At 72.4% G+C, this 22,584-nt stretch carries 25 protein-coding genes; 12 read left to right on the plus strand and 13 right to left on the minus strand.

The genetic code is table 11. From position 1 onward, the window contains the following. Window positions 1–85 precede the first annotated feature (85 nt). A complete protein-coding gene (locus tag ASG41_RS08605) occupies window positions 86–862 on the plus strand; it encodes an N-acetyltransferase (RefSeq protein ID WP_056292721.1) in 777 nt (258 codons plus the stop codon). Here ASG41_RS08605 and ASG41_RS08610 read toward each other — a convergent pair. The 7 genes from ASG41_RS08610 to ASG41_RS08640 form a co-directional block, all read right to left on the minus strand. Further along, window positions 798–1,220 carry a hypothetical protein gene (locus tag ASG41_RS08610; protein ID WP_056292723.1) on the minus strand — a complete coding sequence of 141 codons (423 nt, stop codon included), beginning with the start codon at window positions 1,218–1,220 and terminating at the stop codon, window positions 798–800. The genes ASG41_RS08605 and ASG41_RS08610 overlap by 65 nt on opposite strands. Then, on the minus strand, window positions 1,217–2,107 hold the full coding sequence (mshB, locus tag ASG41_RS08615) for an N-acetyl-1-D-myo-inositol-2-amino-2-deoxy-alpha-D-glucopyranoside deacetylase (RefSeq protein WP_235564653.1): 891 nt from the start codon (window positions 2,105–2,107) through the stop codon (window positions 1,217–1,219). The genes ASG41_RS08610 and mshB overlap by 4 nt, the downstream gene beginning before the upstream one ends. A 22-nt stretch (window positions 2,108–2,129) precedes the next feature. Further along, entirely contained in the window at window positions 2,130–3,158 is a 1,029-nt protein-coding gene (locus tag ASG41_RS08620; RefSeq protein ID WP_056292725.1) for an ABC transporter ATP-binding protein, read from the minus strand. Beyond that, window positions 3,155–4,357 (minus strand): ABC transporter ATP-binding protein, encoded by a 1,203-nt coding sequence (locus ASG41_RS08625; protein ID WP_200938796.1) that lies wholly within the window; start codon window positions 4,355–4,357, stop codon window positions 3,155–3,157. Before ASG41_RS08625 ends, ASG41_RS08620 begins: the two co-directional genes overlap by 4 nt. An 11-nt stretch (window positions 4,358–4,368) precedes the next feature. Continuing rightward, complete coding sequence (locus ASG41_RS08630) at window positions 4,369–5,325, minus strand: ABC transporter permease (protein ID WP_056292727.1); 957 nt, start codon at window positions 5,323–5,325, stop codon at window positions 4,369–4,371. 20 nt (window positions 5,326–5,345) lie between these two features. Further along, window positions 5,346–6,335, minus strand: coding sequence for an ABC transporter permease (locus ASG41_RS08635; RefSeq protein ID WP_056292729.1), 990 nt, complete (start codon window positions 6,333–6,335; stop codon window positions 5,346–5,348). 180 nt (window positions 6,336–6,515) lie between these two features. Continuing rightward, the gene (locus tag ASG41_RS08640) at window positions 6,516–8,240 is read right to left on the minus strand and encodes an ABC transporter family substrate-binding protein (RefSeq protein ID WP_235564654.1); all 1,725 of its coding nucleotides are present in this window, start codon (window positions 8,238–8,240) and stop codon (window positions 6,516–6,518) included. A 431-nt stretch (window positions 8,241–8,671) separates the two neighbouring features. Between ASG41_RS08640 and ASG41_RS08645 the strand changes: the two genes are divergently transcribed. Continuing rightward, window positions 8,672–8,842 carry a CsbD family protein gene (locus ASG41_RS08645; protein ID WP_056292734.1) on the plus strand — a complete coding sequence of 57 codons (171 nt, stop codon included), beginning with the start codon at window positions 8,672–8,674 and terminating at the stop codon, window positions 8,840–8,842. A gap of 74 nt (window positions 8,843–8,916) precedes the next feature. On the opposite strand, the gene ASG41_RS08650 is transcribed toward ASG41_RS08645, so the two are convergent. Then, window positions 8,917–9,678 carry a (deoxy)nucleoside triphosphate pyrophosphohydrolase gene (locus ASG41_RS08650; RefSeq protein WP_056292737.1) on the minus strand — a complete coding sequence of 254 codons (762 nt, stop codon included), beginning with the start codon at window positions 9,676–9,678 and terminating at the stop codon, window positions 8,917–8,919. A gap of 26 nt (window positions 9,679–9,704) precedes the next feature. On the opposite strand from ASG41_RS08650, the gene ASG41_RS08655 reads away from it, so the two are divergent. The 6 genes from ASG41_RS08655 to ASG41_RS08675 all read left to right on the plus strand — a co-directional run bounded on the left by ASG41_RS08655 (window position 9,705) and on the right by ASG41_RS08675 (window position 13,748). Continuing rightward, window positions 9,705–10,187 (plus strand): Rrf2 family transcriptional regulator, encoded by a 483-nt coding sequence (locus ASG41_RS08655; RefSeq protein WP_056292739.1) that lies wholly within the window; start codon window positions 9,705–9,707, stop codon window positions 10,185–10,187. A 13-nt stretch (window positions 10,188–10,200) separates the two neighbouring features. Further along, window positions 10,201–10,737, plus strand: coding sequence for an adenylyl-sulfate kinase (gene cysC / locus ASG41_RS08660; protein ID WP_056292741.1), 537 nt, complete (start codon window positions 10,201–10,203; stop codon window positions 10,735–10,737). Between the two features lie 162 nt (window positions 10,738–10,899). Next, a complete protein-coding gene (locus ASG41_RS08665) occupies window positions 10,900–12,558 on the plus strand; it encodes a nitrite/sulfite reductase (protein WP_056292744.1) in 1,659 nt (552 codons plus the stop codon). Further along, window positions 12,546–12,716: a hypothetical protein gene (locus ASG41_RS23545; RefSeq protein WP_200938798.1), complete on the plus strand. Its 171-nt coding sequence runs from the start codon at window positions 12,546–12,548 to the stop codon at window positions 12,714–12,716. The genes ASG41_RS08665 and ASG41_RS23545 overlap by 13 nt, the downstream gene beginning before the upstream one ends. Beyond that, entirely contained in the window at window positions 12,713–13,426 is a 714-nt protein-coding gene (locus tag ASG41_RS08670; RefSeq protein WP_056292749.1) for a phosphoadenylyl-sulfate reductase, read from the plus strand. Before ASG41_RS23545 ends, ASG41_RS08670 begins: the two co-directional genes overlap by 4 nt. 16 nt (window positions 13,427–13,442) lie before the next feature. Then, the gene (locus ASG41_RS08675; RefSeq protein WP_056292751.1) at window positions 13,443–13,748 is read left to right on the plus strand and encodes a 4a-hydroxytetrahydrobiopterin dehydratase; all 306 of its coding nucleotides are present in this window, start codon (window positions 13,443–13,445) and stop codon (window positions 13,746–13,748) included. A gap of 15 nt (window positions 13,749–13,763) precedes the next feature. Here the strand turns inward: ASG41_RS08675 and ASG41_RS08680 are convergent, their stop codons facing one another. The 3 genes from ASG41_RS08680 to ASG41_RS08690 form a co-directional block, all read right to left on the minus strand. Next, a complete protein-coding gene (locus ASG41_RS08680) occupies window positions 13,764–15,692 on the minus strand; it encodes a PhoX family phosphatase (protein WP_056292753.1) in 1,929 nt (642 codons plus the stop codon). 133 nt (window positions 15,693–15,825) lie between these two features. After that, window positions 15,826–16,221: a DUF3037 domain-containing protein gene (locus ASG41_RS08685; protein WP_056292756.1), complete on the minus strand. Its 396-nt coding sequence runs from the start codon at window positions 16,219–16,221 to the stop codon at window positions 15,826–15,828. After that, window positions 16,218–17,075, minus strand: a complete 858-nt coding sequence (locus ASG41_RS08690; protein WP_056292758.1) for a HipA family kinase — start codon at window positions 17,073–17,075, stop codon at window positions 16,218–16,220. Before ASG41_RS08690 ends, ASG41_RS08685 begins: the two co-directional genes overlap by 4 nt. A 37-nt stretch (window positions 17,076–17,112) precedes the next feature. On the opposite strand from ASG41_RS08690, the gene ASG41_RS08695 reads away from it, so the two are divergent. Continuing rightward, window positions 17,113–17,646, plus strand: a complete 534-nt coding sequence (locus ASG41_RS08695) for a DUF1990 family protein (protein WP_056292760.1) — start codon at window positions 17,113–17,115, stop codon at window positions 17,644–17,646. Between the two features lie 9 nt (window positions 17,647–17,655). Here the strand turns inward: ASG41_RS08695 and ASG41_RS08700 are convergent, their stop codons facing one another. Both ASG41_RS08700 and ASG41_RS08705 read right to left on the minus strand, forming a co-directional pair. After that, window positions 17,656–18,360 (minus strand): FAD-binding oxidoreductase, encoded by a 705-nt coding sequence (locus ASG41_RS08700; RefSeq protein ID WP_235564658.1) that lies wholly within the window; start codon window positions 18,358–18,360, stop codon window positions 17,656–17,658. Further along, complete coding sequence (locus ASG41_RS08705; protein ID WP_056292762.1) at window positions 18,353–18,964, minus strand: sulfite oxidase-like oxidoreductase; 612 nt, start codon at window positions 18,962–18,964, stop codon at window positions 18,353–18,355. Before ASG41_RS08705 ends, ASG41_RS08700 begins: the two co-directional genes overlap by 8 nt. Window positions 18,965–19,129: 165 nt before the next feature. Here ASG41_RS08705 and ASG41_RS08710 point away from each other — a divergent pair, with 165 nt between their 5' ends. From ASG41_RS08710 to ASG41_RS08720, 3 genes are read left to right on the plus strand one after another with little or no spacing between them, the layout of a single operon-like run. Continuing rightward, complete coding sequence (locus tag ASG41_RS08710) at window positions 19,130–19,867, plus strand: succinate dehydrogenase cytochrome b subunit (protein ID WP_235564660.1); 738 nt, start codon at window positions 19,130–19,132, stop codon at window positions 19,865–19,867. A 13-nt stretch (window positions 19,868–19,880) separates the two neighbouring features. Then, window positions 19,881–21,827 (plus strand): fumarate reductase/succinate dehydrogenase flavoprotein subunit, encoded by a 1,947-nt coding sequence (locus tag ASG41_RS08715; protein WP_200938799.1) that lies wholly within the window; start codon window positions 19,881–19,883, stop codon window positions 21,825–21,827. Continuing rightward, window positions 21,827–22,582 (plus strand): succinate dehydrogenase/fumarate reductase iron-sulfur subunit, encoded by a 756-nt coding sequence (locus ASG41_RS08720; protein WP_056294648.1) that lies wholly within the window; start codon window positions 21,827–21,829, stop codon window positions 22,580–22,582. The genes ASG41_RS08715 and ASG41_RS08720 overlap by 1 nt, the downstream gene beginning before the upstream one ends. Window positions 22,583–22,584: the final 2 nt, after the last annotated feature.

A 22,584-nucleotide genomic window follows, 5' to 3' on the forward strand; every position in this document is an offset into this window, starting at 1 on the left:
TGGCGCGGTCCGGCGCGGCGCGGAGGTCAGGGTCGCCTCACCCCGCCCCGTCGGGGGCAGCCCGGCGCGGGCAGGAGGAGGACCGGTGGGACAACGACGCAGTCCGCTCGACGTCGTCGAGCTGGAACACCTGGCCGCACGGGGTTGGCGCGGCACCGAGACCGAGGCGCTGGGCGGGTGGTTGCTGCGCGCCGGCGGCGGCGGCTTCACCCGCCGGGCACACTCCGCGCTGGCCACCGGTGACCCCGGCCTCCCGCTCACCGACGCCGTCGCCGTCGTCACCGACTGGTACGCCCGGCGTGCTCTCCCCGCCGTCGTCGCACTGCCCGGTCGGCAGGCCCGCCCCGCCGACGCGGCGCTGGCGGCCGCCGGCTGGGGCCCGCCGGAGGCCGAGACCGTCGTGCTGACCGTCCCGCTGGAGGACGAGGAGCCCGGGCCCGGGGTCCCGGTGTCGTCGGCCCCCCGGCCCGACGACGCCTGGCTGGCGGCCGCCCGCCGGGCCGGTGAGCCGTTGCCCGCCGACGCCGAAGCGGTGTTGACCCACGCCGACCGGCTGGCCTTCGCCTCGGTCCGGGACGACGAGGGCACGGTCGTCGGGGTGGCCCGTGGGGTGCTCGTCGAGGACTGGCTCGGCATCGCCACCGTCGGCGTGGACCCCGCCGCCCGCCGCGGCGGCCTGGCCACCGCGCTCACCCGGGCGCTGCAGTCCTGGGCGGTCGACGAGGGCGCCCGGTGGTGCCACCTGCAGGTGCTGGCCGACAACGCACCGGCCCGGGCGCTCTACCGCCGGCTGGGCTTCATCGAGCACCACCGCTACCACTACCGGCAGGCACCGGCGCCGGTCGCGGGACCGGTCGGCTGAGCACCCGCCCGACCGAGAACGACCCGGCCAGCACCCCGACCAGCAGGAAGCCCAGCCCCACCAGCTGGGCGGCCGTGGTCTGACCGGTGATCAGCAGGTCCCCCTCGGGCCGCCGCACCGAGGCACCGATCGCCACCACCACCCAGACCAGCACCGGCAGCAGCGCCACCACCCGGGACCCCGAGTGCCGGTGCACCCAGGCCGGCAGCAGCAGGTTGCCGACCGCTGCCACCAGCAGCGAGAGCGGGACCGGCACCGGCCCCACCCGCAGCGGCAGCCAGAACACCTCGACCGCCGCCAGCCAGGCGGCGGCCAGGACCGCGAGGACCGCCCAGCCCACCAGCCGCAGTGCGCTCACAGGCCGGCGAACAGGTCGGTCTCCCAGCCGTGCTCCCCCTGCCCGGGGCCGCGCTCGCCGCGGACGAGCTGGTAGTACTCGGTCACCAGCACCTCCTGGCCCAGGTTGTTGCTCAGCGCGTAGAAGTCACCGTCCAGCGTGAGCTGGGTGGCGTGTGCGCGCATGGCCGCGGTCTTCTGCGCCCGGTACGCCGCGCCGTCCAGCTCGCAGGTCACGTCGGCGTCCTCGGCGGCGAAGGGGATCTCCCGGGCGTCGGTGACGCCGTCGTAGTCCGCGTCGGCGGCGGCGAGGGCGTCCATGCCGCGCTGCAGCACCGACACCGGGACGACGGTCCAGTACACCTTCGCGACGGCGTGCGGCGTCCCCAGGTCGGGGCGGTAGCCGGGGTCGGCGGCCGCGTCGACGGCGGCCATCGCGACCCGGTGGGCCTGCACGTGGTCGGGGTGGCCGTAGCCACCGTGCTCGTCGTAGCCGACGACGACCTGCGGGCGCACCTCGCGCAGCACGGCGACCGCGGCGGCGGTGGCCTCGTCGGGATCGGCGTTCCAGAAAGCCCGCGGGTGGTCGTTGGCGGGGGTGCCGACCATGCCGGAGTCCCGCCACCGGCCGGTGCCGCCGAGGAACCGGTGGTCGGTCACGCCCAGGGCCGCCATGGCCGCGGCCAGCTCGCCGATCCGGTACCCGCCCAGCTGGTCGGCCTGGTCGGCGGCCAGCCCGGCGAGCTCGGGCACCAGCACCTCGCCCTCCTCCCCCAGCGTGCAGGTGAGCAGGGTGACGTGCGCTCCCTCGGCGACGTAGCGGGCCATCGTGGCGCCGTTGTTGATGGCCTCGTCGTCGGGGTGGGCGTGCACCAGCAGCAGGCTGCGGTCGGCGGGGTCCAGGGTCACGACCCCATGATCCCCGACCGGCTCACAGGACCTTGGCGACCTCGGCGTAGTGGCAGGCGCTCTGGTGGCCGACCCCGCGGTCCTCCAGCAGCGGCTCCACCGTCATGCACTTCTCCCGGCGGGTGTCGTCGAGCTCGTTGGCGAACTTCTGGCACCGGGTGCGGAACCGGCAGCCCGAGGGCGGGTTGGCCGGGCTGGGCACGTCGCCGGTGATGATGATCCGCTGCCGGCTGCGCTCGAGCCGCGGGTCGGGCAGCGGGATCGCCGACAGCAGGGCCTGGGTGTAGGGGTGGGTGGGCCGCTCGAAGAGGTCGTCCCGGTCGGCCACCTCGATGATCTTGCCCAGGTACATGACGGCGACCCGGTCGGAGATGTGCCGGACCACCGACAGGTCGTGGGCGATGAACAGGTAGGACAGGCCCAGCCGGTCCTTGAGGTCCTCGAGCAGGTTGATCACGCCGGCCTGGATCGAGACGTCCAGCGCGGACACCGGCTCGTCGAGCACCAGCACCTTGGGCTCCAGGGCCAGCGCGCGGGCGATGCCGATGCGCTGACGCTGCCCACCGGAGAACTCGGCCGGGTAGCGGTTGGTGTGCTCGGGGTTGAGCCCGACGGTCTCCACGAGGGACCGGACGCGCTCGCGGAGCTCGTCCTCGTCCTTGGTCAGCCCGTGGATGATCAGCGGCTCGGCGACGATGTCGAAGACCGGCAGCCGCGGGTTGAGCGAGGCGTAGGGGTCCTGGAAGACGATCTGGATGTCCCGGCGCAGCGGACGCATCGCCTTGCGGTCCAGGCCGACGATCTCCCGGCCCTGGAAGACCACGGAGCCCGCGGTGGCCGGCTGCAGGTTGAGGATCGCCCGGCCGGTCGTGGACTTGCCGCAGCCGGACTCCCCGACCAGCCCCAGGACCTCGCCCGGGTAGAGGTCCAGGTCCAGCCCGTCGACGGCCCGGACGGCCCCCACGGTGCGCTTGAGCAGCCCCCCGCCCTTGATCGGGAAGTGCTTCTCCAGCCCGCGCACGGACAGGATGGGCTCACGGGTGGCGGTCATCGACGGTCTCCGTCCTGGGGCACGGCAGGGGTCTGGCTCTGGTCCGCGACCTCGGCCGAGTGGTCGGCGGGCACCTCGCTGCCGAGCACCGCGTCGTCCGCGGCCTCGTCGAAGATGCGGGCGGCCTCGCCGTGGGCGCGGGCCACCTCCTCGGTGCGGATGCAGGCCGCGGTGTGCCCGCCGCCGACGTCGAAGCGCTCGGGCTCGGCGACGTCGCACTCGGCGACGTGCAGCGGGCACCGCGGGGCGAACGGGCACCCCGGCGGCATGTTGACCACCGAGGGCGGGGACCCCTTGATCGGGGTGAGGCGCTGCTTGGTGGAGGCGTCCAGGCGGGGCAGCGAGCCGAGCAGGCCCAGCGTGTAGGGCATCCGCGGCTCGTAGTAGATGTCCTCGACCGAGCCGACCTCGACCGGGCGGCCGGCGTACATGACCAGCACGCGGTCGGCGATGCCGGCGACGACGCCGAGGTCGTGGGTGATGAGGACCATGGCGGCACCGGTCTCGGTCAGCGCCGTCTGCAGCACCTCGAGGATCTGGGCCTGCACGGTGACGTCGAGGGCCGTCGTCGGCTCGTCGGCGATGATCACGTCGGGCTGGTTGGCCATCGCGATGGCGATGACGACGCGCTGGCGCATGCCGCCGGAGAACTCGTGCGGGTAGGACCGCACCCGCTCCCGGGCGTTGGGGATGCCGACGAGCTCGAGCAGGTCACCGGCCCGGGCCTGGGCGGCCTTGGAGGACAGGCCCTTGTCGTGCGAGCGCAGCGTCTCCTCGATCTGGAAGCCCACCCGGTAGACGGGGTCCAGCGAGGTCATCGGGTCCTGGAAGATCATCGACACGCCCTTGCCGCGGACCCGCGACATGGTGCGGTCGCTCTGCCCGAGCAGCTCCTGGCCGCGGTACTTGACCGAGCCGGTCACCCGGGCGGAGCCGGGCAGCAGGCCCATGACGGCCAGCGAGGTGACCGACTTGCCCGAACCGGACTCCCCCACGATGCCCAGCACCTCACCGGAGCGCAGCGAGTAGTCCACGCCGCGGACGGCGTGCACCAGCCCGTCCTCGGTGGGGAACCGGACGTTGAGGTCGGAGACGGTCAGCAGCGGGGCCGAGGCGTCGAAGCCGGGCAGGCTGGTGGCGCGGGTGCCGCCCTGGGACAGCCCTCCGCTGGAGGTCGAGGACGAGACTGCAGTGGACAACGTGTCCTCCCTCAGGACCGCACGCGGCGGTTGCTCGGGTCGAAGGCGTCCCGGATCCCGTCGCCGATCAGGTTGATCGACAGCACGATGACCAGCAGGGTCACGCCCGGGAAGTAGAAGAGCCAGGGCCGGGTGGTGGTGGCCTGGACCCCGTCGGAGACCAGGCGGCCCAGCGAGGTCTGGTTGGCCCCGTTGACGCCGAACCCCAGGTAGGTCAGCGACGCCTCCAGGATGATCGCGGTGGCCGCGGCCAGCGTCGTCCAGACGATCAGGGACCCCAGCGCGTTCGGGATCAGGTGCTTGAAGATGATCCGGCTGTTGGAGGCGCCCAGGGCGTGCGCCGCCTCGACGTACTCCTTCTCGCGCAACGAGAGGAACTGGCTGCGCACGATGCGGGCCAGGTCCAGCCAGCCGAACAGACCCAGGATGATGCCGACGCCCAGCGGCGTCCGGCTGGAGGGGAAGTTGCTGGCGACGACGATGAGGACGACCAGCAGCGGCACGGTGAGGATGAGGTCGACCAGGCGCATCAGCACGCTGTCGACCCACCGGCCGAAGTAGCCGGCGAGGGCGCCGACGAGCAGGCCCAGCGGCAGGGCGATGACGACGAAGAGCAGCACGATGAACAGCGAGCGCTGCACGCCCTGCATCATCCCGGCCAGCAGGTCGCGCCCGATGGCGTCGCTGCCCAACGGGTAGCCCTGGACCCCGGGCGCCACCGACTGGGCGTTGCGGTCCTGGGTGGCGTAGTCGGTGCCGTAGAGCAGCGGGCCGAGGAAGCCGAAGGCCAGCAGCAGGACGAAGACGACCAGTCCGGTCATCCCCACCTTGTTGCGGGTGAAGCGGCGGACGATCTGCTGGCGCTGGCTGCGGGCCTGGACGGTGAACTCGCGCTCGACCCCGCCGCCGGAGGGCGATCCGGGCTCGGCCGGGAGGGCCGCCTCGGCGGCGGCCTGGGTGGTGGCCATGGGAGCTTCTCCTCTGCCGGTCAGGCGAGTCGGATGCGCGGGTCGAGGACCGCGTAGAGGACGTCGGCGACGAGGTTGAACACCACGACGAACACGGCGCTGATGAGCAGCCAGCCGAGCACGACGTTGATGTCGTTCTGACCGATGCCGTTCTGCAGCAGGTACTCGCCCATGCCGTGCCAGACGAAGACCTGCTCGGTGATGACGGCGCCGCCGAAGAGCGTGCCGATGCCCAGCGCGACGACCGTGGTGAGCGGGATCAGCGCGTTGCGCAGGCCGTGCTTCATGACGGTGCGGCGGTAGGTGAGGCCCTTGGCGCGGGCCAGGCGCATGTAGTCCGAGCCGAGCACGTCGAGCATCGCCGAGCGCTGGAACCGGCTCCACGCGGCGAAGGACAGCAGCGCGAGGCTGACGGTGGGCAGCACCAGGTGGCCGATGCGGTCCGACCAGAGCTCCCAACCGCTGGCGTACAGCGAGAGTCCCGGCGTCTCCTCGCCGATCGTGTAGAGCACCTGCCGTCCGAAGAGGTCGTTCACACCCCCGGCGACGAACTCCTTGAGGATCGCGGCGAACCAGAACGTCGGCAGCGCGATCAGCACGTAGGCCAGGAAGGTGAAGGCGTAGTCCGAGGGCTTGTACTGCCGGACGGCGCCGATCACACCGACCAGGACCGCCAGCACGACGGCGATGACGATGGCCAGCACGATCATCCGGCCGGTGATGAGCAGCCGGCCGGGCAGCTGGTCGGCGACGGCGGTGCCACCGATCGTGTCCCCGAAGTCACCGCGGACGACCCCGGTGAGCCAGTCCCAGTAACGGATGAAGAACGGGTCGTTGAGACCCAGCTGCTCGCGCACGCCGTCGAGGAACTCCGGTGTCGGCGCAGGACGCAGCTGCCGGTACCGGGACAGCGGGTCGAAGCTCGCCGCGCAGAGGGCGAAGACCAGGAACGAGCTGGCGAGCAACACGAGGACGGACGCCAGGATCCGTCGGATCGTGAAGAAGAACATGCGGGGACCTTACGCCGAGAGCGGAAGTCGTCCTGTCGGAGCGACCAGTCCAGCGGGGTGGTGAGGAGGCAGGTCGAGCCCGGGCGCAGCACGGCCCCCGGGGGTGAGCCCCCGGGGGCCGTGACTGCGGTTCGGTGTGGTGCGGTGAGGGCCCTGGACCGAGGTCAGCGGGCCCTCAGGTCACTGGCTGACGGCCCAGGTCTCGGAGTTCCAGAGCGGCCCGGTCTGCGAGGAGTTGTCCTCGACGCCGGTGATGGTGCTCTGGTAGGCGATGACGGTGGGCTTCTGGAACAGCGGCAGCGTGGCCATCTGGGCCCACAGCGCCGTGTCCACCTGGTTGGCCAGGTCGGCGGCCGCGTCCGGGTCGGGCTCGGAGACCATCTGGCTCAGCAGGTCGTCGATCTCCGGGGTGCCGATCCGGGAGTAGTTCTGGCCCAGGCCGTTCTCCGGGGAGTAGTAGATCGACTGGTTCGAGGAGACGAACGGCGTCGACACCCAGGCGAAGAGCGCGGCCTGGAAGCCACCGGCCTCGAGCGAGGTCGGCTTGTCCGCACCGGCGAAGATGTCCGGGTTGGCGTTGAACGTGGCCTCGATGCCGGCCTCGGCCAGCTGCGGGATCATGACCTCGATGGTGGTCTGACGCAGCGGGTTGTTGGCGGTGGTGTCGATCTGGATGGCCAGTCGCTGGCCGCCCTTGGCGTAGATGCCGTCGGACCCGGCGACCCAGCCGTCGCCCTCGAGCAGCGCGCGGGCCTGGTCGACGTTCTGCTCCTTGTACTCCTCAGGGGCGTTGTCGACGTACTCGGGCTGGTTGTTGACGTACAGGCGGTTGTCCAGGACCTGGGCGTCGGAGGAGAACTGGCCGACGGTCTGGTCGACGATCTCCTGCCGGTCCAGCGCCATCGCGAACGCCTGGCGCACCGGCAGCGAGCTCAGCAGCGGGTCCGAGGTGTTGAAGTCCACGTGCTCGAAGGACAGACCGAAGGTGATCTGGTTCTCCACGTTGGGGGCCAGGCCGTCGAGCTGGTCGATCAGGTCGAGCTGCGGCTGGGGGTAGACGACCCCGAGCTCACCGTTGGACAGGCCCTGGACGGTCGTCGTCGGGTCGTTGCCGATGTTCTGGATGATCAGCTGCGCCAGCTCGGCCGGCTCGCCCCACCACTCGGGGTTCGGCGTCAGCACCACGATCTGGCTGCCGACGTCGATGTTCTCGCGCTTGACCTGGAAGGGCCCCGCGGAGATGTCGTCGATGACGCCCTCGGCGATCGGGAAGCCGTTGGTGATGGTGTCGCAGAGGGCCGTCGGGTCCTCGCTGTCCATCAGGTGGGCCGGCAGGAAGGTGCTGAACAGCGACTGCCAGTCCGAGTACGGCTCGGCGTAGGTCACGGTGACGGTCTTGTTGTCGTCCCCGCTGCCCTCGACCGAGGCGATGTTCGCGTAGCCGTTCGTGGACAGCACCGAGGCGCAGCCACCGTCGGCCGGGTCCGCGCTGCGGTTGGCCTTCCAGGTGAAGGCGAAGTCGTCGGCGGTGATCGGGGTGCCGTCGCTCCACACCGCGTCGGGGTTGATCTCGTAGGTGTTGACCTGGGAGCCCGAGCCGGAGTCCAGCGTGGGCTCGGAGGCCAGGACGTTCTCGTCCCAGGCCACGGAGAAGTCCGCCGCGACGTTGTACGCGCTGGGCAGCACCCGCCCGATGATGGTCTGGGTGGCAGTGCTGTTACCGGCGGCGATGAACGGGTAGATGTTCTCCGGGAAGGCGGTGGGCTCTCCGAAGACGACGCGCCCGGTCCCGGTCTCGCCGTCACCCCCACCACTGCTGCTGCTGCCGCCGCCACACGCGGTCAAGGCCATCGCGCCGGCGACGCCGGTCGCGATGAGCATCGCGCTGCGCTTGCTCAACTTCACGTTGTATTGCCTCCCTCGACCCGCACCTGCGGGGGGACTGACCTGGTCTGCCGCCCTGGGCGCGAGCGACCGGGCGGGCTGGGTACGAGCTCCGGCGAGCCTGGCAGACCGCTGGCCGGCCGGGCTCGTCCCGCTGGACCTTAGGCACCCCCCTGGGGACCGTCCACGACCGTCACCGATTTGTGACCTGGGCTCACGACCTGCCTCACAGCGGGCCTCACGCCTGCAACCACGGGGCAACACAGGCGTCACAGCAGGACTTCTTCCGGTGGTACCCGGCCTACACGAGAAGCTCTTCAGGGGACGGCGTGTCGCGGGTCGGCGAGCGACCCGGCGGGGACTGCCAGCTGATCCACAGGTGGGCGGATGTGTGACCCGACCGGTCCCGGGTAGCCACGACAACGACAGTCCGCCGAGGTGAGGAGCCCGTCATGAGCGCCATGGACAAGATCAAGAACAAGGCCGAAGAGCTGATCGGGCAGGGCAAGGAGGCCGCGGGCGACGCGACCGACAACCGCGACCTCAAGGCCGAGGGCCAGGCCGACCAGGCCAGCGGCAACGCCAAGCAGGCCGGCGAGAAGGTCAAGGACGTCTTCAAGTAGGCCGTCCCGCTCTCGAGAGCGCCGTCCCGGACACCGGGGCGGCGCTCTCGCGCGTGCGGGCCCCGGTCGGCAGCTCAGCCCAGCCGGGCCAGCAGGTCCCGGACCGCGGGCAGCAGCGGCCGATCGGCCGGGATCCAGTCCAGGGCCTCGAGGTCCTCGGCGGGGACCCACCGCAGCTCGGTGTGCTCGTGGTCGACCGGCTCACCCTCGGTGACCCGGCCCCACCACACCCGCAGGGACGACGCCCCCGGCACCCCGCCCGCGACGACGCCGTCCAAGGGCACCTCACCGAGGAACGCCTGCGGGGCGACCTGCACCCCCAGCTCCTCCTGGCACTCGCGCACGAGCGCGGCCAGCTCGTCCTCGCCGCGCTCGACCTTGCCGCCGGGGAACTCCCACAGCCCGGCCAGGGGTCCCGACCCCCGCTGCGCGACCAGCACCCGGTCGTGGTCGACGAGCGCGGCGCCGACCACCTGGACGACGTCATCGGCGCGCCGGGCGGCCGCCGCGGCGTAGAGGTCCTGGTGTGCCTGCATGGCCGCGACGACGTGCCGGCGGACCACGGTCTGGTCCAGCAGCCGACCGGGCGGTCCGGGCACCCTGTTGCGCCAGTCCAGCTGCTCCTCGACCAGGGTGCCGGCCCCGGTGGGGTGGAACGACCGGGTGTGGGTCACCGAGGCGAGCAGCCCACCGGAGCCGCGGTACACGTCAGACCACGGCCGGACGCTGTCCACCTCGGTCAACGACCACGGCCACGGGCGCCCGAGGGTGCGGGCGACGTCGAACGCCACGGTCAGCGGCGCCTCCACCAGCGTGGTGAATCGCAGCCGGTACACGGCCCCACCTTCCCAGACCGGGCAGGATGGGGTCCGTGCGCATCTCTGCCCGGGTCGACTACGCGGTGCGGGCAGCTCTCGAGCTGGCCGCCGCGAGCCCCGACGCCCTCACCTGTGACCGCATCGCCCAGTCCCAGGGCATCCCGTCGCGGTTCCTGCAGGCCATCCTCGGGGACCTCCAGCACGCCCGCCTGGTGACCAGCCAGCGTGGCCGGGACGGCGGTTACCGGCTGGCGCTGCCCGCGTCGGAGGTGTCGATCGCCCGGGTCATGCGCGTCGAACAGGGCTTCCTGGCCGAGGTGCACGGCCAGCGGCCCGAGGACTCCTCCTACCCCGGTGTCGCCCAGGACCTGACCAGCGTGTGGGTCGCCGCCCGCGACTCCTACCGCCGGGTGCTCGAGCAGGTCACCCTCGCCGACGTCGTGGCGGGGAAGCTGCCGCCGGCGGTGGCCGAGCTCGCCGAGGTGGAGAGCGCCTGGCGGTCCTTCGGCGCCGTCCCGGTCGACTGACAGGATCGACGCCATGAGTGGTGTCGCCGTCCTCCTCACCGGGCTCTCGGGCGCCGGGAAGTCCACCATCGCCGACGCCCTGGTGGCCGGCCTGACCGCCGAGGGCACCCCGGTGACCGTGCTCGACGGGGACGTCGTCCGCACGCACCTGTCCAGCGAGCTGGGCTTCAGCCGGGCCGACCGGGACCTCAACATCCGCCGGATCGGCTGGGTGGCCGGGGAGGTGGTCAGGCACGGCGGCACCGTCGTCATCGCCGCGATCGCGCCCTTCGACGAGGCCCGCGAGCAGGCCCGGGCCCTGGTGGAGGCGCACGGCCGCTTCGTGCTGGTGCACCTGTCCACGCCGCTGGAGGTCTGCGAGGCCCGCGACGTGAAGGGGCTCTACGCCAGGGCGCGCAGCGGGGAGATCCCCACCTTCACCGGCGTCAGCGACCCCTACGAGGAGCCGGTGCGTGCAGAGCTGCGGGTGGACACCTCGGTGACCCCGCTGGACGACGCGGTCGCGCAGGTCAGGGCCGCCATGGCCGGTGTGGGAGACTCGCGGGTGTGACCGACTGCGGAGCGCTCCTCGTCGCGCGCCTGCACGTCGACCTGGGCCGCGTCACCAGCGCCGCCTGTCGCCCTGCCTCCTGAGCAGCAGCGCACCCCTCTCCCCCGCAGCAGCGCCGGCGCCACCGCACCGCGGTCGCGCGCGCACCCCTGGAGCCCCGACGTGTCGACACCCACCCGCACCAGCCGCACCCCGCAGAAGGGGCAGGGCCAGTGGGCCCTGGGCTACCGCGAGCCGCTGAACCCCAACGAGCGGATGAAGAAGGACTCCGACGGCCTGGAGGTCCGGCAGCGGATCATCGACGTCTACTCCAAGGGCGGGTTCGACTCCATCGACCCCGGCGACCTGCGCGGCCGGATGCGCTGGATGGGCCTCTACACCCAGCGCGCCCAGGGCATCCCCGGCGGCAAGACCGCCGTGCTGGAGCCCGAGGAGCTCGAGGACCACTACTTCATGCTGCGGGTGCGCATCGACGGCGGACAGCTGTCGGCCGAGCAGCTGCGCGTGGTCGCCGGCATCTCGGTGGAGTTCGGCCGCGGCGTCGCCGACGTCACCGACCGGCAGAACGTGCAGCTGCACTGGATCCGCATCGAGGACGTGCCCACGATCTGGGAGCGGCTGGAGGCCGTCGGGCTGTCCACCACCGAGGCCTGCGGCGACACCCCCCGCGTGGTGCTGGGCTGCCCGCTGGCCGGCGTGCTGGACGACGAGCTGCTCGACGCCACCGACGTGATCGCCGAGACGGTGGAGAAGTACGTCGGTGACCCGCAGTTCTCCAACCTGCCGCGCAAGTTCAAGTCCTCGGTGTCGGGGTGCACGCACCACTGCACCAACCACGAGATCAACGACGTCGCCTTCGTCGGCGTGCGCAACGCCGCGGGCGAGGCCGGCTACGACCTGTGGGTCGGTGGTGGGCTGTCCACCAACCCGATGTTCGCCCAGCGGCTGGGCGTCTTCGTCCGGCCCGACCAGGTCTCGGACGTGTGGGCCGGGGTCTGCGCGGTGTTCCGCGACTACGGCTACCGGCGCTCGCGCACCCACGCCCGGATCAAGTTCCTGATCGCCGACTGGGGCACCGAGAAGTTCCGCCAGGTGCTGCAGGACGAGTACCTGCACGAGACGCTCCCCGACGGCCCGGCCCCCGAGCGCCCCGCCACCGACCAGCGCGACCACGTCGGCGTCCAGCGCCAGCGCGACGGTCTCAACGCCGTGGGGTTCGCCCTGCACACCGGCCGGATCGGCGGGGAGCTGCTGAGCACCGTCGCCGACCTCGCCGAGGAGCACGGCCAGGGCCGCATCCGGACGACGGCGGACCAGAAGCTCGTCGTCCTCGACGTCCCCGACGACCGGGTGGAGGACCTCGTCGCGGCGCTGGCCGAGCACGACCTGCAGGTCCGGCCCAGCGTGTTCCGCCGGCAGACGATGGCCTGCACCGGCATCGAGTTCTGCAAGCTGGCGATCGTGGAGACCAAGGGCCGCGCCCGTGAGCTGACCGAGGAGCTGGAGCGCCGGCTGCCCGGCTTCGACGAACCCGTCACCATCAACGTCAACGGCTGCCCGAACTCCTGCGCCCGGTTCCAGACCGCCGACATCGGCTTCAAGGGGATGGTCGTCGGAGGTGAGGAGGGCTTCCAGGTCCACCTCGGCGGGCACCTGGGCTTCGAGTCCTCCATCGGCCGCAAGCTGCGCGGGCACAAGGTCGCCGCCACCGACACCGCCGACTACGTCGAGCGGGTGCTGCGCGGCTACCTCGAGCACCGCGAGGAGGGCGAGCGCTTCGCCGCCTACGCCACCCGCGCGGACGAGGAGTGGCTCCGCTGACCGCCCCGGGAAGAACGCGCCAGCTGCCGCCGTTCTACTGCCCGTACTGCGGCGAGGAGACCCTCCGGCCGCGGGAGACCGAGGACGAGTGGCACTGCGGGTCCTGCCTGCGGACCTTCGCCCTGCGCACCACCGGGACAGGAGTGCAGCGACCGTGAGCGCAACGCTGGTGGAACCGACGCCCGAGCTGGCCGCCGAGGCCGACGCCCGCTTCGAGGGCATCGCCGACCCGGTCGAGCAGGCCCTCGCCGTGCTGCGCTGGGCCGGGGAGACCTTCGGCGACTCCTTCGCGATCACCTCCTCGATGGCCGACGGGCTGCTGGCCCACCTCGCGTCCCGGGCGCACCCCGGTGTGCAGGTCGTCTTCCTGGAGACCGGCTACCACTTCGCCGAGACCATCGGCACCCGCGACTGGATCGCCTCGGTGATGGACGTCCGGGTGCTGTCGGTGACCGCGGAGAAGACCGTCGCCGAGCAGGACGCCGAGTTCGGTCCCGCCCTGCACGACCGCGACCCCGACCTGTGCTGCGCGATGCGCAAGGTGCAGCCGCTGGCCCGCACGCTGGCCGGCTTCGACGCCTGGGGCTCCGGCGTCCGGCGCGACGAGGCCGACACCCGTCGCGGCACCAAGGTGGTCGACTGGGACGCCAAGCGCGGCATGGTCAAGGTCAACCCGCTGGCGGCGTGGACCCAGGACGACGTCGACGGCTACGTCGCGGCGCACGGCGTCCCGGTGAACCCGCTGGTGGACATCGGCTACGCCTCGATCGGCTGCGCCCCGTGCACCCGACCCGTCGCCCCCGGCGAGGACCCCCGGGCCGGCCGCTGGGCCGGGCGCAACAAGGTGGAGTGCGGACTCCACACCTGAGTGCCAGGGTGTCGTCATGACGCGCCCGCAGGCCCTGCCCGCCGACGAGGTCGCCGCCGCGGTGGCCGAGCTGACCCACTGGGACGGCGACGCCCAGGGCATCTACCGGCGGGTGGACCTGCCCTCCTTCCGCGCTGCCGTCGATGCCGTGGTGGCCATCGCCGACATCGCGGAGGAGATGGACCACCACCCCGACCTGGACCTGCGCTACGACTCGCTGCGCATCGCCGTGGTCACGCACTCGGCCGGCGGGGTCACCGACCTGGACGTCGAGCTGGCCCGCCGGGTCGACGGGCTCTTCCCCGCCGACCCGGCTGCGTGACCCCGCCGGGTCCGGTCAGGCCCGCCGGATGGCGACCACCGAGGACCGCGGGACCGAGCTGCCGCCGTCGGGCCAGTTGCTGGTCGGGGCCGCGAGGGTGCCGCCCTCCCCCGGGTGCTGGACCGAGGCGAACATCGTGGTCTCGGTCGCGTTGAAGAACACCCCGGTCATCTCCGAGCCGTAGACCCCGCCGAAGACCTGCTGGGTCCGGCCGCGCTCGGGGCCGGTGACGGTCAGCCCGAGGACGGCGTCGTTCATGGTGCCCAGCACCCCGGGCGCCCCGTCGGTGGCGATCCACAGCTGACCGAGGGAGTCCACCGCCAGGTTGTCCGGACAGGCCAGCTCGCTGACCTGGTCGGGGCTGAAGGTCCCGTACCGGGCCTCGGGGGTGGTGCGGTCACCGGCCAGCAGCAGGATGTTCCAGGCGAACCGGGTGGCCGCGGCGTCCTTGCCGTCCTCGACGAGCTCGATGACGTGGCCGGCGGCGTTGGCCGAGCGCGGGTTGGCCGCGTCCTCCTGGGCCTCGGTGCGCCGGGTGTTGTTGGTCAGCGCGATGTACACGCTGCCGGTGACCGGGTTGGGCTCGATGTCCTCGGGCCGGTCCATCGGGGTGGCGCCCAGCAGCGTGGCCGCCTGCCGGGTGTGGAGCAGCACGTCGGCCTGGGTGGCGAAGCCGTTGGCCGCGGTCAGCGGGCCCTGTCCGGCCACCAGCGGCAGCCACTCCCCCGACCCGTCGGCGGCGAAGCGCGCCACGTACAGCGTGCCGGAGTCCAGCAGGTCGGCGTTGCGCCGGTCGTTGCGGTTGACCCGGTCCCGGGTGACGAACTTGTAGACGAACTCGAAGCGGGAGTCGTCCCCGGAGTAGACCGCCCAGCGGCCGTCCGCGGTCGTCGTCCCGGCCGCCGCCTCGTGCTTGAACCGGCCCATCGCGGTGCGCTTCTTGGGCGTCGCCCGCGGGTCGTACGGGTCGATCTCGACGATCCAGCCGAAGCGGTTGGGCTCGTTGGGCTCCTGGGCCAGGTCGAAGCGGGGGTAGAAGCGCTCCCACTTGCGCTCGCTGGCACCGGCGGGGATGCCGAAGCGGGCGTTCGCCTCCTTCGCGCGCGGGTCGGTCACCGCTGCCGCGTTGGCGAAGTACTGGTCGAAGTTCTCCTCCGCGGTGAGCAGCGTGCCCCACGGGGTGACCCCGCCACCGCAGTTGTTCAGCATGCCCAGCACCGCACGCCCCGTGGGGTCCGCCGTGGTCGTGACCCGGGGGTCCCCGGCGACCGGGCCGGTGAGGGTCATCGGGGTGGTCGCGGTGACCCGGAAGTTGTCCCGGTGCGGGACGTGGCGCCAGACGCCGTCCCGGCCCTGCTCGATGCGCACCAGCGTGCCGCCGTGCGCGGCGAGCTCGATGTCGACCTGCTCGCGGGTGGGCGCGGCCGGGTCGTAGCCGCGGAACATCATCCGGCCGTCGGTGTACTCGTGGTTGACCCACAGCAGGCCCTCGGTGCCGCGCTTGGTGCCGTTGTCGTTGCGGCGCTGCGGGAAGTAGGCGGTGTAGTCGGCGTTGAAGCCGAACCGGCGCTGCTGCAAGGCGGCGGTCTGGGTGTCCACGTCGAACGGCGTCCCGCCGGGGAACACGTCGTCGCCCCAGCGGATGACGACGTCGTGGGTGTAGCCGGCCGCCACGACCGGGCTGTCGAAGGGCGCCGGGGCAGGCGGGTCGACCGGGGTGATCGGCAGCCGGAAGGCGTTGTCCCGGCCCACCGGGCCCGGGCGCCCGGCCGGTGGGGACGCCGGGGAGGGCAGGGCGGCGGCGGGGCCGGCGATCCCGGCCACCGCGGCCGCACCGCCGACCACGACGCCGACCCGGAAGAGGTCACGGCGGCTCAGCCGGCGGGCGACCAGCTGCTCGAAGGTGTCGCTGGTCGGGGAGTGCTCGGGGCGGTCGAAGTCCATGGGTGCTCCTCGGGGCGGGGGGCGATGGCTGTCACCCGGTCGGCAGCGACGCTAAGGAGCCCGCACCGCGCAGCGGTGACACACAGCCGTCCCCTGGGTGAACCGGGGACCACCCGCTGTTCACCCCGCTGTGTCAGCGGGGCGGGAGCACCAGCAGGTCCAGCAGCCGGTCGGCCTCCGCGTCCGGGTCCGCTGTCAGGCCGGTGTGCACCGCCGAGGGCTGGACGACGGTGGACCGGGGCGCGGTGAGCCACCGGAACCGGGGGCCCAGGGCCTCGCGACCGGCGGCCCCGGCGTCGGGTGCCGCCGCGCAGACGTCGGCCGCTGCCTGCAGCGCCCAGGCGATGGCCACCGGGTCGGCTGTCGGGTCCAGGGCCCGGAGCCGGTCGGCGTCCAGGTGCACGCGGGAGCCGAGGTAGTCCCGCTGCCGGCAGTAGACGAGCACCGCGGCGTTGAGGCACTCCCCCCGCTCGACCCGCGGCACCACCCGCAGCACGGCGTACTCGAAGGTGTCCAGGCCCCGGCTCACCGCTGGGTGACCCCGGGCGGGGGCGGCGGGCCCAGCCAGCCCGGCCGGTTCTGCCCACGCGGCGCGGCCGGCCGGCCGGCGGAGCCCTCGGCCGCGGCCTGCACCAGCGGGGGCAGCCAGGAGTCCCGGGCGTCGAGCCGGGCCAGCAGCTGGGCGACGTAGCGCTCCCGGGTCGTCCCGGCCGGCTCGTCGGGGTCCGGTCCGCGCAACCAGGCGTCGGGCACCTGGGCGAGGACCCGCTCCAACAGCGGGCGGGTGACCTGCGGTCCCAGCGCCGCGTCGGCCGCCCGGACGTCGGGCCGGGACTCGATCAGCGCGTGCTGCGCGGCGTCGTAGGGCCGGGCCACGGCCGCCGGGGCACCGGGCCAGTGGTGGTGGAAGGTCAGCGCGGCGCCGTGGTCGATCAGCTGCAGGCGGCCGTGCCAGAAGAGCATGTTGGGGTTGCGCCAGGAGCGGTCGACGTTGCCGATGAGCGCGTCGAACCAGAGCACCCGTCCGGCCAGCTCCGGGTCGACGTCCGGGCTGCCGGCGGAGAAGTCGAGCGCTCCGGGCAGGTGGTCCATCCCCAGGTTGGTGCCGGCGGAGTGCCGCAGCAGCTCCTGCACCTCCTGGTCGGGCTCCCCCACGGCCAGCTCCGGGGCGACCTCGACGGTGACCAGTGCGGGGACCGGCAGCGACAGCGCGCGGGCCAGCTCGCCGCAGACCACCTCGGCGGCCAACACCGGGACGCCCTGGCCGGCCGAGCGCCACTTGACCACGTAGGTGCCCAGGTCGTCGGCCTCCATGAGGCCGGGCAGGGACCCGCCCTCGCGCAGCGGGAGGACGTAGCGGGTGGCGGTGACGGAGGCGAGCACAGTGCGCTGGACGGTACCGGCGCACAGACTCGGGGGCGTGCCCCCGGACCTCGCCGCGCTCGTCGACGCCCCCTTCACCTACCCCGAGGTCGGGGCCACCCGGGACGGCTCGGTGCCGGACGGCGTGCACGTGGTCCGGCGGGAGGCGGTGGTGGGCTCCGGGCGGGCCGCGTTCGACCGCGCGGTCGCGGCCGTCTTCGACTGGGCGCCCCAGCGCCACGCCGGCCTGCGGGTGCACGCCTCGGGGCCGGCCAGCGAGCTCGGCGCGGTGGTCTCGATGGCCGCCGGGTTCCCACCACTGGGCCTGCGCATCCCCTGCCGGGTGGTCTGGTCCCGCACCGAGGGCGACCAGCAGGGCTACGCCTACGGCACCCTGCCCGGACACCCGGAGAGCGGCGAGGAGTCGTTCCTGGTGACGCTGCGACCCGACGGGGACGTCGTCTTCGCGATGGTGGCGTTCTCCCGGCTGGCCACCCGGGCCGCCCGGCTGGGCGGCCCGGTCAGCCGGCTGGCGCAGTCGGTCGCGCTGACCCGCTACACCGGCGCCGTCCGCCGGGCCGCCCGGGGCTGAGCCACCGGGTCAGCCGGGGGTGCCGCTGGGCCCGAAGCGCTCCACCCGCACGGCGGAGGGGGCGAACCCGAGCCCGACCAGCAGCTGGCTCGCCGACTCGGCGAACCCGGTCGAACCGCAGACGAACGCCGTCTGGCCCTCCTCCCACAGCGGGAGCAGGTCCATCGCGGTGAGCCGGGCGGCCGGGCGGATGCCGTGCGCCTCCCGGGTGGTCACCACCAGCGCTCCCGCCGCGACCAGCTCGTCGGCGTAGGGCAGCTCGGCCAGCGTGCGTGCCGAGACGGCCACCCGCAGCAGGTCCTCCCGGCCGATCGCCCGGGCGTGCCGGACCATCGCCACCAGGGGGACGACCCCGGTGCCCCCGCCGACCAGCAGCGCGGGGGTCTCGCCGTCCCAGGCGAACCAGCCGCCGATGGGACCGCGCACCTCGAAGACGTCACCCGGCTCGGCGACGTCGGCGAGGTAGGTGGACACCTCGCCGTCCTCGAGCCGCTCGACGAAGAGCTCCACCAACGGGTCCGAGGGCGCCGAGGCCACCGAGTAGGAACGCTGGGCGGTGTAGCCGTCCGGCGCGGTCAGGCGCAGCACGTAGTGCTGGCCTGGCAGGTGGTCCACCCGGTCCACGACGTCCAGCCGCAGCGCCACCGCCCGGGCGATCGGCCGGGTGAGCCCGGCGACCGTCGCCGTCGTCCAGGACGTGACCGGGTCAGTCACCCTGGTACCGCTGCTGACGCCACGGGTCGCCCCGGTCGTGGTAGCCGTTGCGCTCCCAGAAGCCCTGCTGGTCCCGCTCGAGGACGTCGAGCTTGGTCACCCACTTCGCGCTCTTCCAGAAGTAGAGGTGCGGCACCAGCAGCCGGACGGGGCCGCCGTGCTCGATGGACAGCGGCTGCCCGTCGAACTCCCAGACCAGCCACGCCTTGCCACCGGTGAGGTCCTCGATGGGCAGGTTGGTCGTGTAGCCCGACTTCGAGGTGGCCATCACGAAGCGGCCCTCCTCGGTCGGCCGCGCGACGTCCCACAGCGCGTCCAGGGACACCCCGGCGAACCGGGTGTCGAACTTGGACCAGGTGGTGACGCAGTGGATGTCGCCGCGGTACTCGCTGCCGGGCAGGGCGTGCACGCCGTCCCAGTCCCAGGTCGTCGGGCTCTCGACCTGGCCGGCGACGGTGATGGACCAGGTCTCCGGGCTGATCCGGGGCGTGGGCTCCGCGGTCAGCACGGGCCAGTCCGCACCGACGTCGTACTGGCCGGGGGGCAGCCGCGGGTCGCGGGGCTGCCGGCTGCGGCCGAGAAAGCCGCGGGTGGTGGGTGGCACGGTGCTCCCCTGTCTGGTCGGGTGTGGAGACCGGTGTGTACCGGTCCCTGGTGCGGGGAACACGGAGCGGGTCCCGCCCGTTCCCCGGGTGAGGCTCCCCTTACATGAGCCGTGTCACGCGGCGTTCACATGGGTCTCACCTGTGCATGGTCGTACCGTGGGTCCGTGGCGACAGTGACGACGCAGCAGGCAGGGCAGTCGGCGGGGGCGAACCCCGGTCCGAAGCGGGATCCGAAGACCGGGCGGTTCGGCTCGTCGGTCTTCAAGAAGGCCGTCATGGCGGTCACCGGCATCATCTTCGTGCTGTACCTCATCGCGCACATGGTGGGGAACCTGAAGGCGTTCGCCGGTGCCGAGACGTTCAACGCCTACTCCGAGTTCCTCCGCGACCTCGGTGAGCCGGTCGTCCCGCGCCTGACGGTGCTGACGATCATCCGCATCGTCCTGCTGGTCGCGGTGGCCGCGCACATCTGGGCCGCGTTCTCGCTGTGGCGCCAGGCCAAGCGCGCCCGGCCGATCGGCTACGTCACCAAGAAGCGGGTCCAGCAGAGCTACGCCTCGCGGACCATGCGCTGGGGCGGCGTCATCCTGATCCTCTTCATCATCTGGCACATCCTGGACCTCACCCTCGGTGCGGTGAACCCGGCCGGCCGCGACTCGCTGCCCTACGGGCGCCTGGTCGAGGGCTTCCAGAACCCGATCGTGACGGTCTGGTACCTCCTGGCCCTGCTCGCCCTGGGCTTCCACATCCGGCACGGCGTCTGGAGCGCGACCCAGACGCTGGGCCACAGCAACAAGCGACGCGAGCGGGCACTGAACGTGTTCGCGACCGCTTTCGCAGTGGTGCTGATCGGCGGGTACATGCTCATCCCGCTGTCCGTCACCTTCGGCATCATCGACTGAGAGGGACGAAGACATGGCACTGGAGCTGTACTTCGACGGCGACCCCATCGCCGACACCAAGGCCCCCCGCGACGTCCCCATCGGGGAGCGGTGGAGCGAGCGGAAGTTCCGCGGCAAGCTGGTGAACCCGGCCAACCGCCGCAAGATGTCGATCATCGTGGTGGGCACCGGCCTGGCCGGTGGCGCCGCCGCCGCGACCCTGGCCGAGGCCGGCTACCGGGTGAAGTCCTTCTGGTTCCAGGACAGCCCGCGCCGCGCCCACTCGATCGCAGCGCAGGGCGGCATCAACGCCGCCAAGAACTACCGCAACGACGGCGACAGCGTGCACCGCCTCTTCTACGACACGGTCAAGGGCGGGGACTTCCGCTCGCGGGAGGACAACGTCCACCGCCTGGCCGAGGTCAGCACCCAGATCATCGACCAGTGCGTGGCCCAGGGCGTGCCCTTCGCCCGCGAGTACGGCGGCCTGCTGGACAACCGGTCCTTCGGTGGCGCCCAGGTCTCGCGCACCTTCTACGCCCGCGGCCAGACGGGTCAGCAGCTGCTGATCGGCGCCTACCAGGCCTTCGAGCGCCAGGTCGCCGCCGGCAACATCGAGACCCACTCGCGCACCGAGATGCTCGACCTGGTCGTCGTGGACGGCAAGGCCCGCGGGATCGTCGTCCGTGACCTGGTCAACGGCGAGGTCACCACCCACCTGGCCGACGCGGTCGTGCTGGGCACCGGTGGCTACTCCAACGTCTACTACCTGTCCACCAACGCCAAGGGCTCCAACACCACGGCGATCTGGCGGGCGCACAAGCGGGGCGCGTACTTCGCCAACCCCTGCTACACCCAGATCCACCCCACCTGCATCCCGGTCTCCGGCGACTACCAGTCGAAGCTGACCCTGATGAGCGAGTCGCTGCGCAACGACGGCCGCGTGTGGGTGCCCAAGGAGCGCGGCGACAGCCGTCGTCCCCAGGACATCCCCGAGGACGAGCGGGACTACTACCTGGAGCGCAAGTACCCCGCGTTCGGGAACCTGGTCCCCCGCGACATCGCCTCCCGCCAGGCCAAGAACGTCTGCGACGAGGGCCGCGGCGTGGGCCCGGGTGGCCTGGGTGTCTACCTGGACTTCGCCGAGGCGATCGAGCGGCTGGGCCGCAAGGCCGTCGAGGCCAAGTACGGCAACCTCTTCGACATGTACGCCCGGATCACCGGCGAGGACCCGTACGCGGCGCCCATGCGGATCTACCCGGCCGTGCACTACACGATGGGCGGTCTGTGGGTCGACTACGACCTCCAGTCGACGATCCCCGGCCTGTTCGTGATCGGTGAGGCCAACTTCTCCGACCACGGCGCCAACCGCCTCGGTGCCAGCGCCCTCATGCAGGGCCTGTCCGACGGCTACTTCGTGCTGCCGAACACGATCACCGACTACCTGTCGGCCGGTCCCTTCGAGAAGGTGCCCGCCGACCACCCGGCGATCGTCGAGGCCGAGGCCGGCGTGCAGGCCCAGGTCGAGAAGTTCCTGTCGATCAACGGCACCCGCACCGTGGCCTCCTTCCACCGCGAGCTCGGCCGTTTGGTCTGGGACTACTGCGGCATGGAGCGCACGGCGGAGAGCCTGCGCAAGGCGCTGGACCGCATCCCGGAGATCCGCAAGGAGTTCTGGACGAACGTCAAGGTCGCCGGCGACGCCAACACCTTCAACCAGAACCTCGAGCACGCGGCCCGGGTCGCCGACTTCATCGAGCTCGCCGAGCTGATGTGCATCGACGCCCTGCACCGCGAGGAGAGCTGCGGCGGGCACTTCCGCGCCGAGAGCCAGACCCCCGAGGGCGAGGCCCTGCGCAACGACGAGGAGTTCGCCTACGTCGCGGCCTGGGGGTGGACCCCCGAGGGGGAGCCCCCGATCCTGCACAAGGAAGCACTCGAGTACGAGTACGTCCACCTCGCACAGCGGAGCTACAAGTGATGAAGCTGACCCTCAGGGTCTGGCGCCAGCCCTCCCCGCAGGTCAAGGGGAAGATGGCCAACTACCACCTCACCGACGTCTCCCCGGACATGTCCTTCCTGGAGATGCTCGACGTCCTCAACGAGCAGCTGATCCTGGAGGGCGAGGACCCCGTCGCCTTCGACCACGACTGTCGCGAGGGCATCTGCGGCAGCTGCGGCCTGATGATCAACGGGATCGCGCACGGCCCGGAGCAGACCACCACCTGCCAGCTGCACATGCGGTCCTTCTCCGACGGCGACACCATCGACATCGAGCCGTGGCGCTCCGGGGGCTTCCCGGTCGTCAAGGACCTCGTCGTCGACCGGTCCGCCTTCGACCGGATCATCTCCGCCGGTGGGTTCATCTCCGCCCCGACCGGGACCGCCCCGGACGCGCACGCCAGCCCGGTGCCCAAGGTCGACGCGGACGCCGCCTTCGACGCGGCCACCTGCATCGGCTGCGGTGCCTGCGTCGCCGCCTGCCCCAACGGCTCGGCGATGCTCTTCACCGCCGCCAAGGTGACCCACCTCGGTCTGCTGCCCCAGGGCCAGCCCGAGCGGGACAGCCGGGTCGTCCGGATGGTCGCCCAGCAGGACGCCGAGGACTTCGGTGGCTGCACCAACATCGGTGAGTGCTCCGCGGTCTGCCCCAAGGGCATCTCGATGGAGACGATCTCCCGGCTGAACCACGACCTGCTCGGCGCCCTGCGCGCCAACGCGGTGCCGACCAGCTGACC

Source organism: Modestobacter sp. Leaf380, assembly GCF_001424485.1.
Classification (GTDB): domain Bacteria; phylum Actinomycetota; class Actinomycetes; order Mycobacteriales; family Geodermatophilaceae; genus Klenkia.

What these genes read in the sequence shown, in the direction of transcription:
- ASG41_RS08675 (WP_056292751.1), top strand. Translation starts at nt 13,443, where the DNA reads ATGACGCGCCCGCAGGCCCTGCCCGCCGACGAGGTCGCCGCCGCGGTG.
- ASG41_RS08720 (WP_056294648.1), top strand. Translation starts at nt 21,827, where the DNA reads ATGAAGCTGACCCTCAGGGTCTGGCGCCAGCCCTCCCCGCAGGTCAAG.
- ASG41_RS08635 (WP_056292729.1), bottom strand. Translation starts at nt 6,335, where the DNA reads ATGTTCTTCTTCACGATCCGACGGATCCTGGCGTCCGTCCTCGTGTTG.
- ASG41_RS08680 (WP_056292753.1), bottom strand. Translation starts at nt 15,692, where the DNA reads ATGGACTTCGACCGCCCCGAGCACTCCCCGACCAGCGACACCTTCGAG.
- ASG41_RS08630 (WP_056292727.1), bottom strand. Translation starts at nt 5,325, where the DNA reads ATGGCCACCACCCAGGCCGCCGCCGAGGCGGCCCTCCCGGCCGAGCCC.
- ASG41_RS08645 (WP_056292734.1), top strand. Translation starts at nt 8,672, where the DNA reads ATGAGCGCCATGGACAAGATCAAGAACAAGGCCGAAGAGCTGATCGGG.
- cysC (WP_056292741.1), top strand. Translation starts at nt 10,201, where the DNA reads ATGAGTGGTGTCGCCGTCCTCCTCACCGGGCTCTCGGGCGCCGGGAAG.
- ASG41_RS08715 (WP_200938799.1), top strand. Translation starts at nt 19,881, where the DNA reads ATGGCACTGGAGCTGTACTTCGACGGCGACCCCATCGCCGACACCAAG.
- ASG41_RS08655 (WP_056292739.1), top strand. Translation starts at nt 9,705, where the DNA reads ATGGGGTCCGTGCGCATCTCTGCCCGGGTCGACTACGCGGTGCGGGCA.
- ASG41_RS08620 (WP_056292725.1), bottom strand. Translation starts at nt 3,158, where the DNA reads ATGACCGCCACCCGTGAGCCCATCCTGTCCGTGCGCGGGCTGGAGAAG.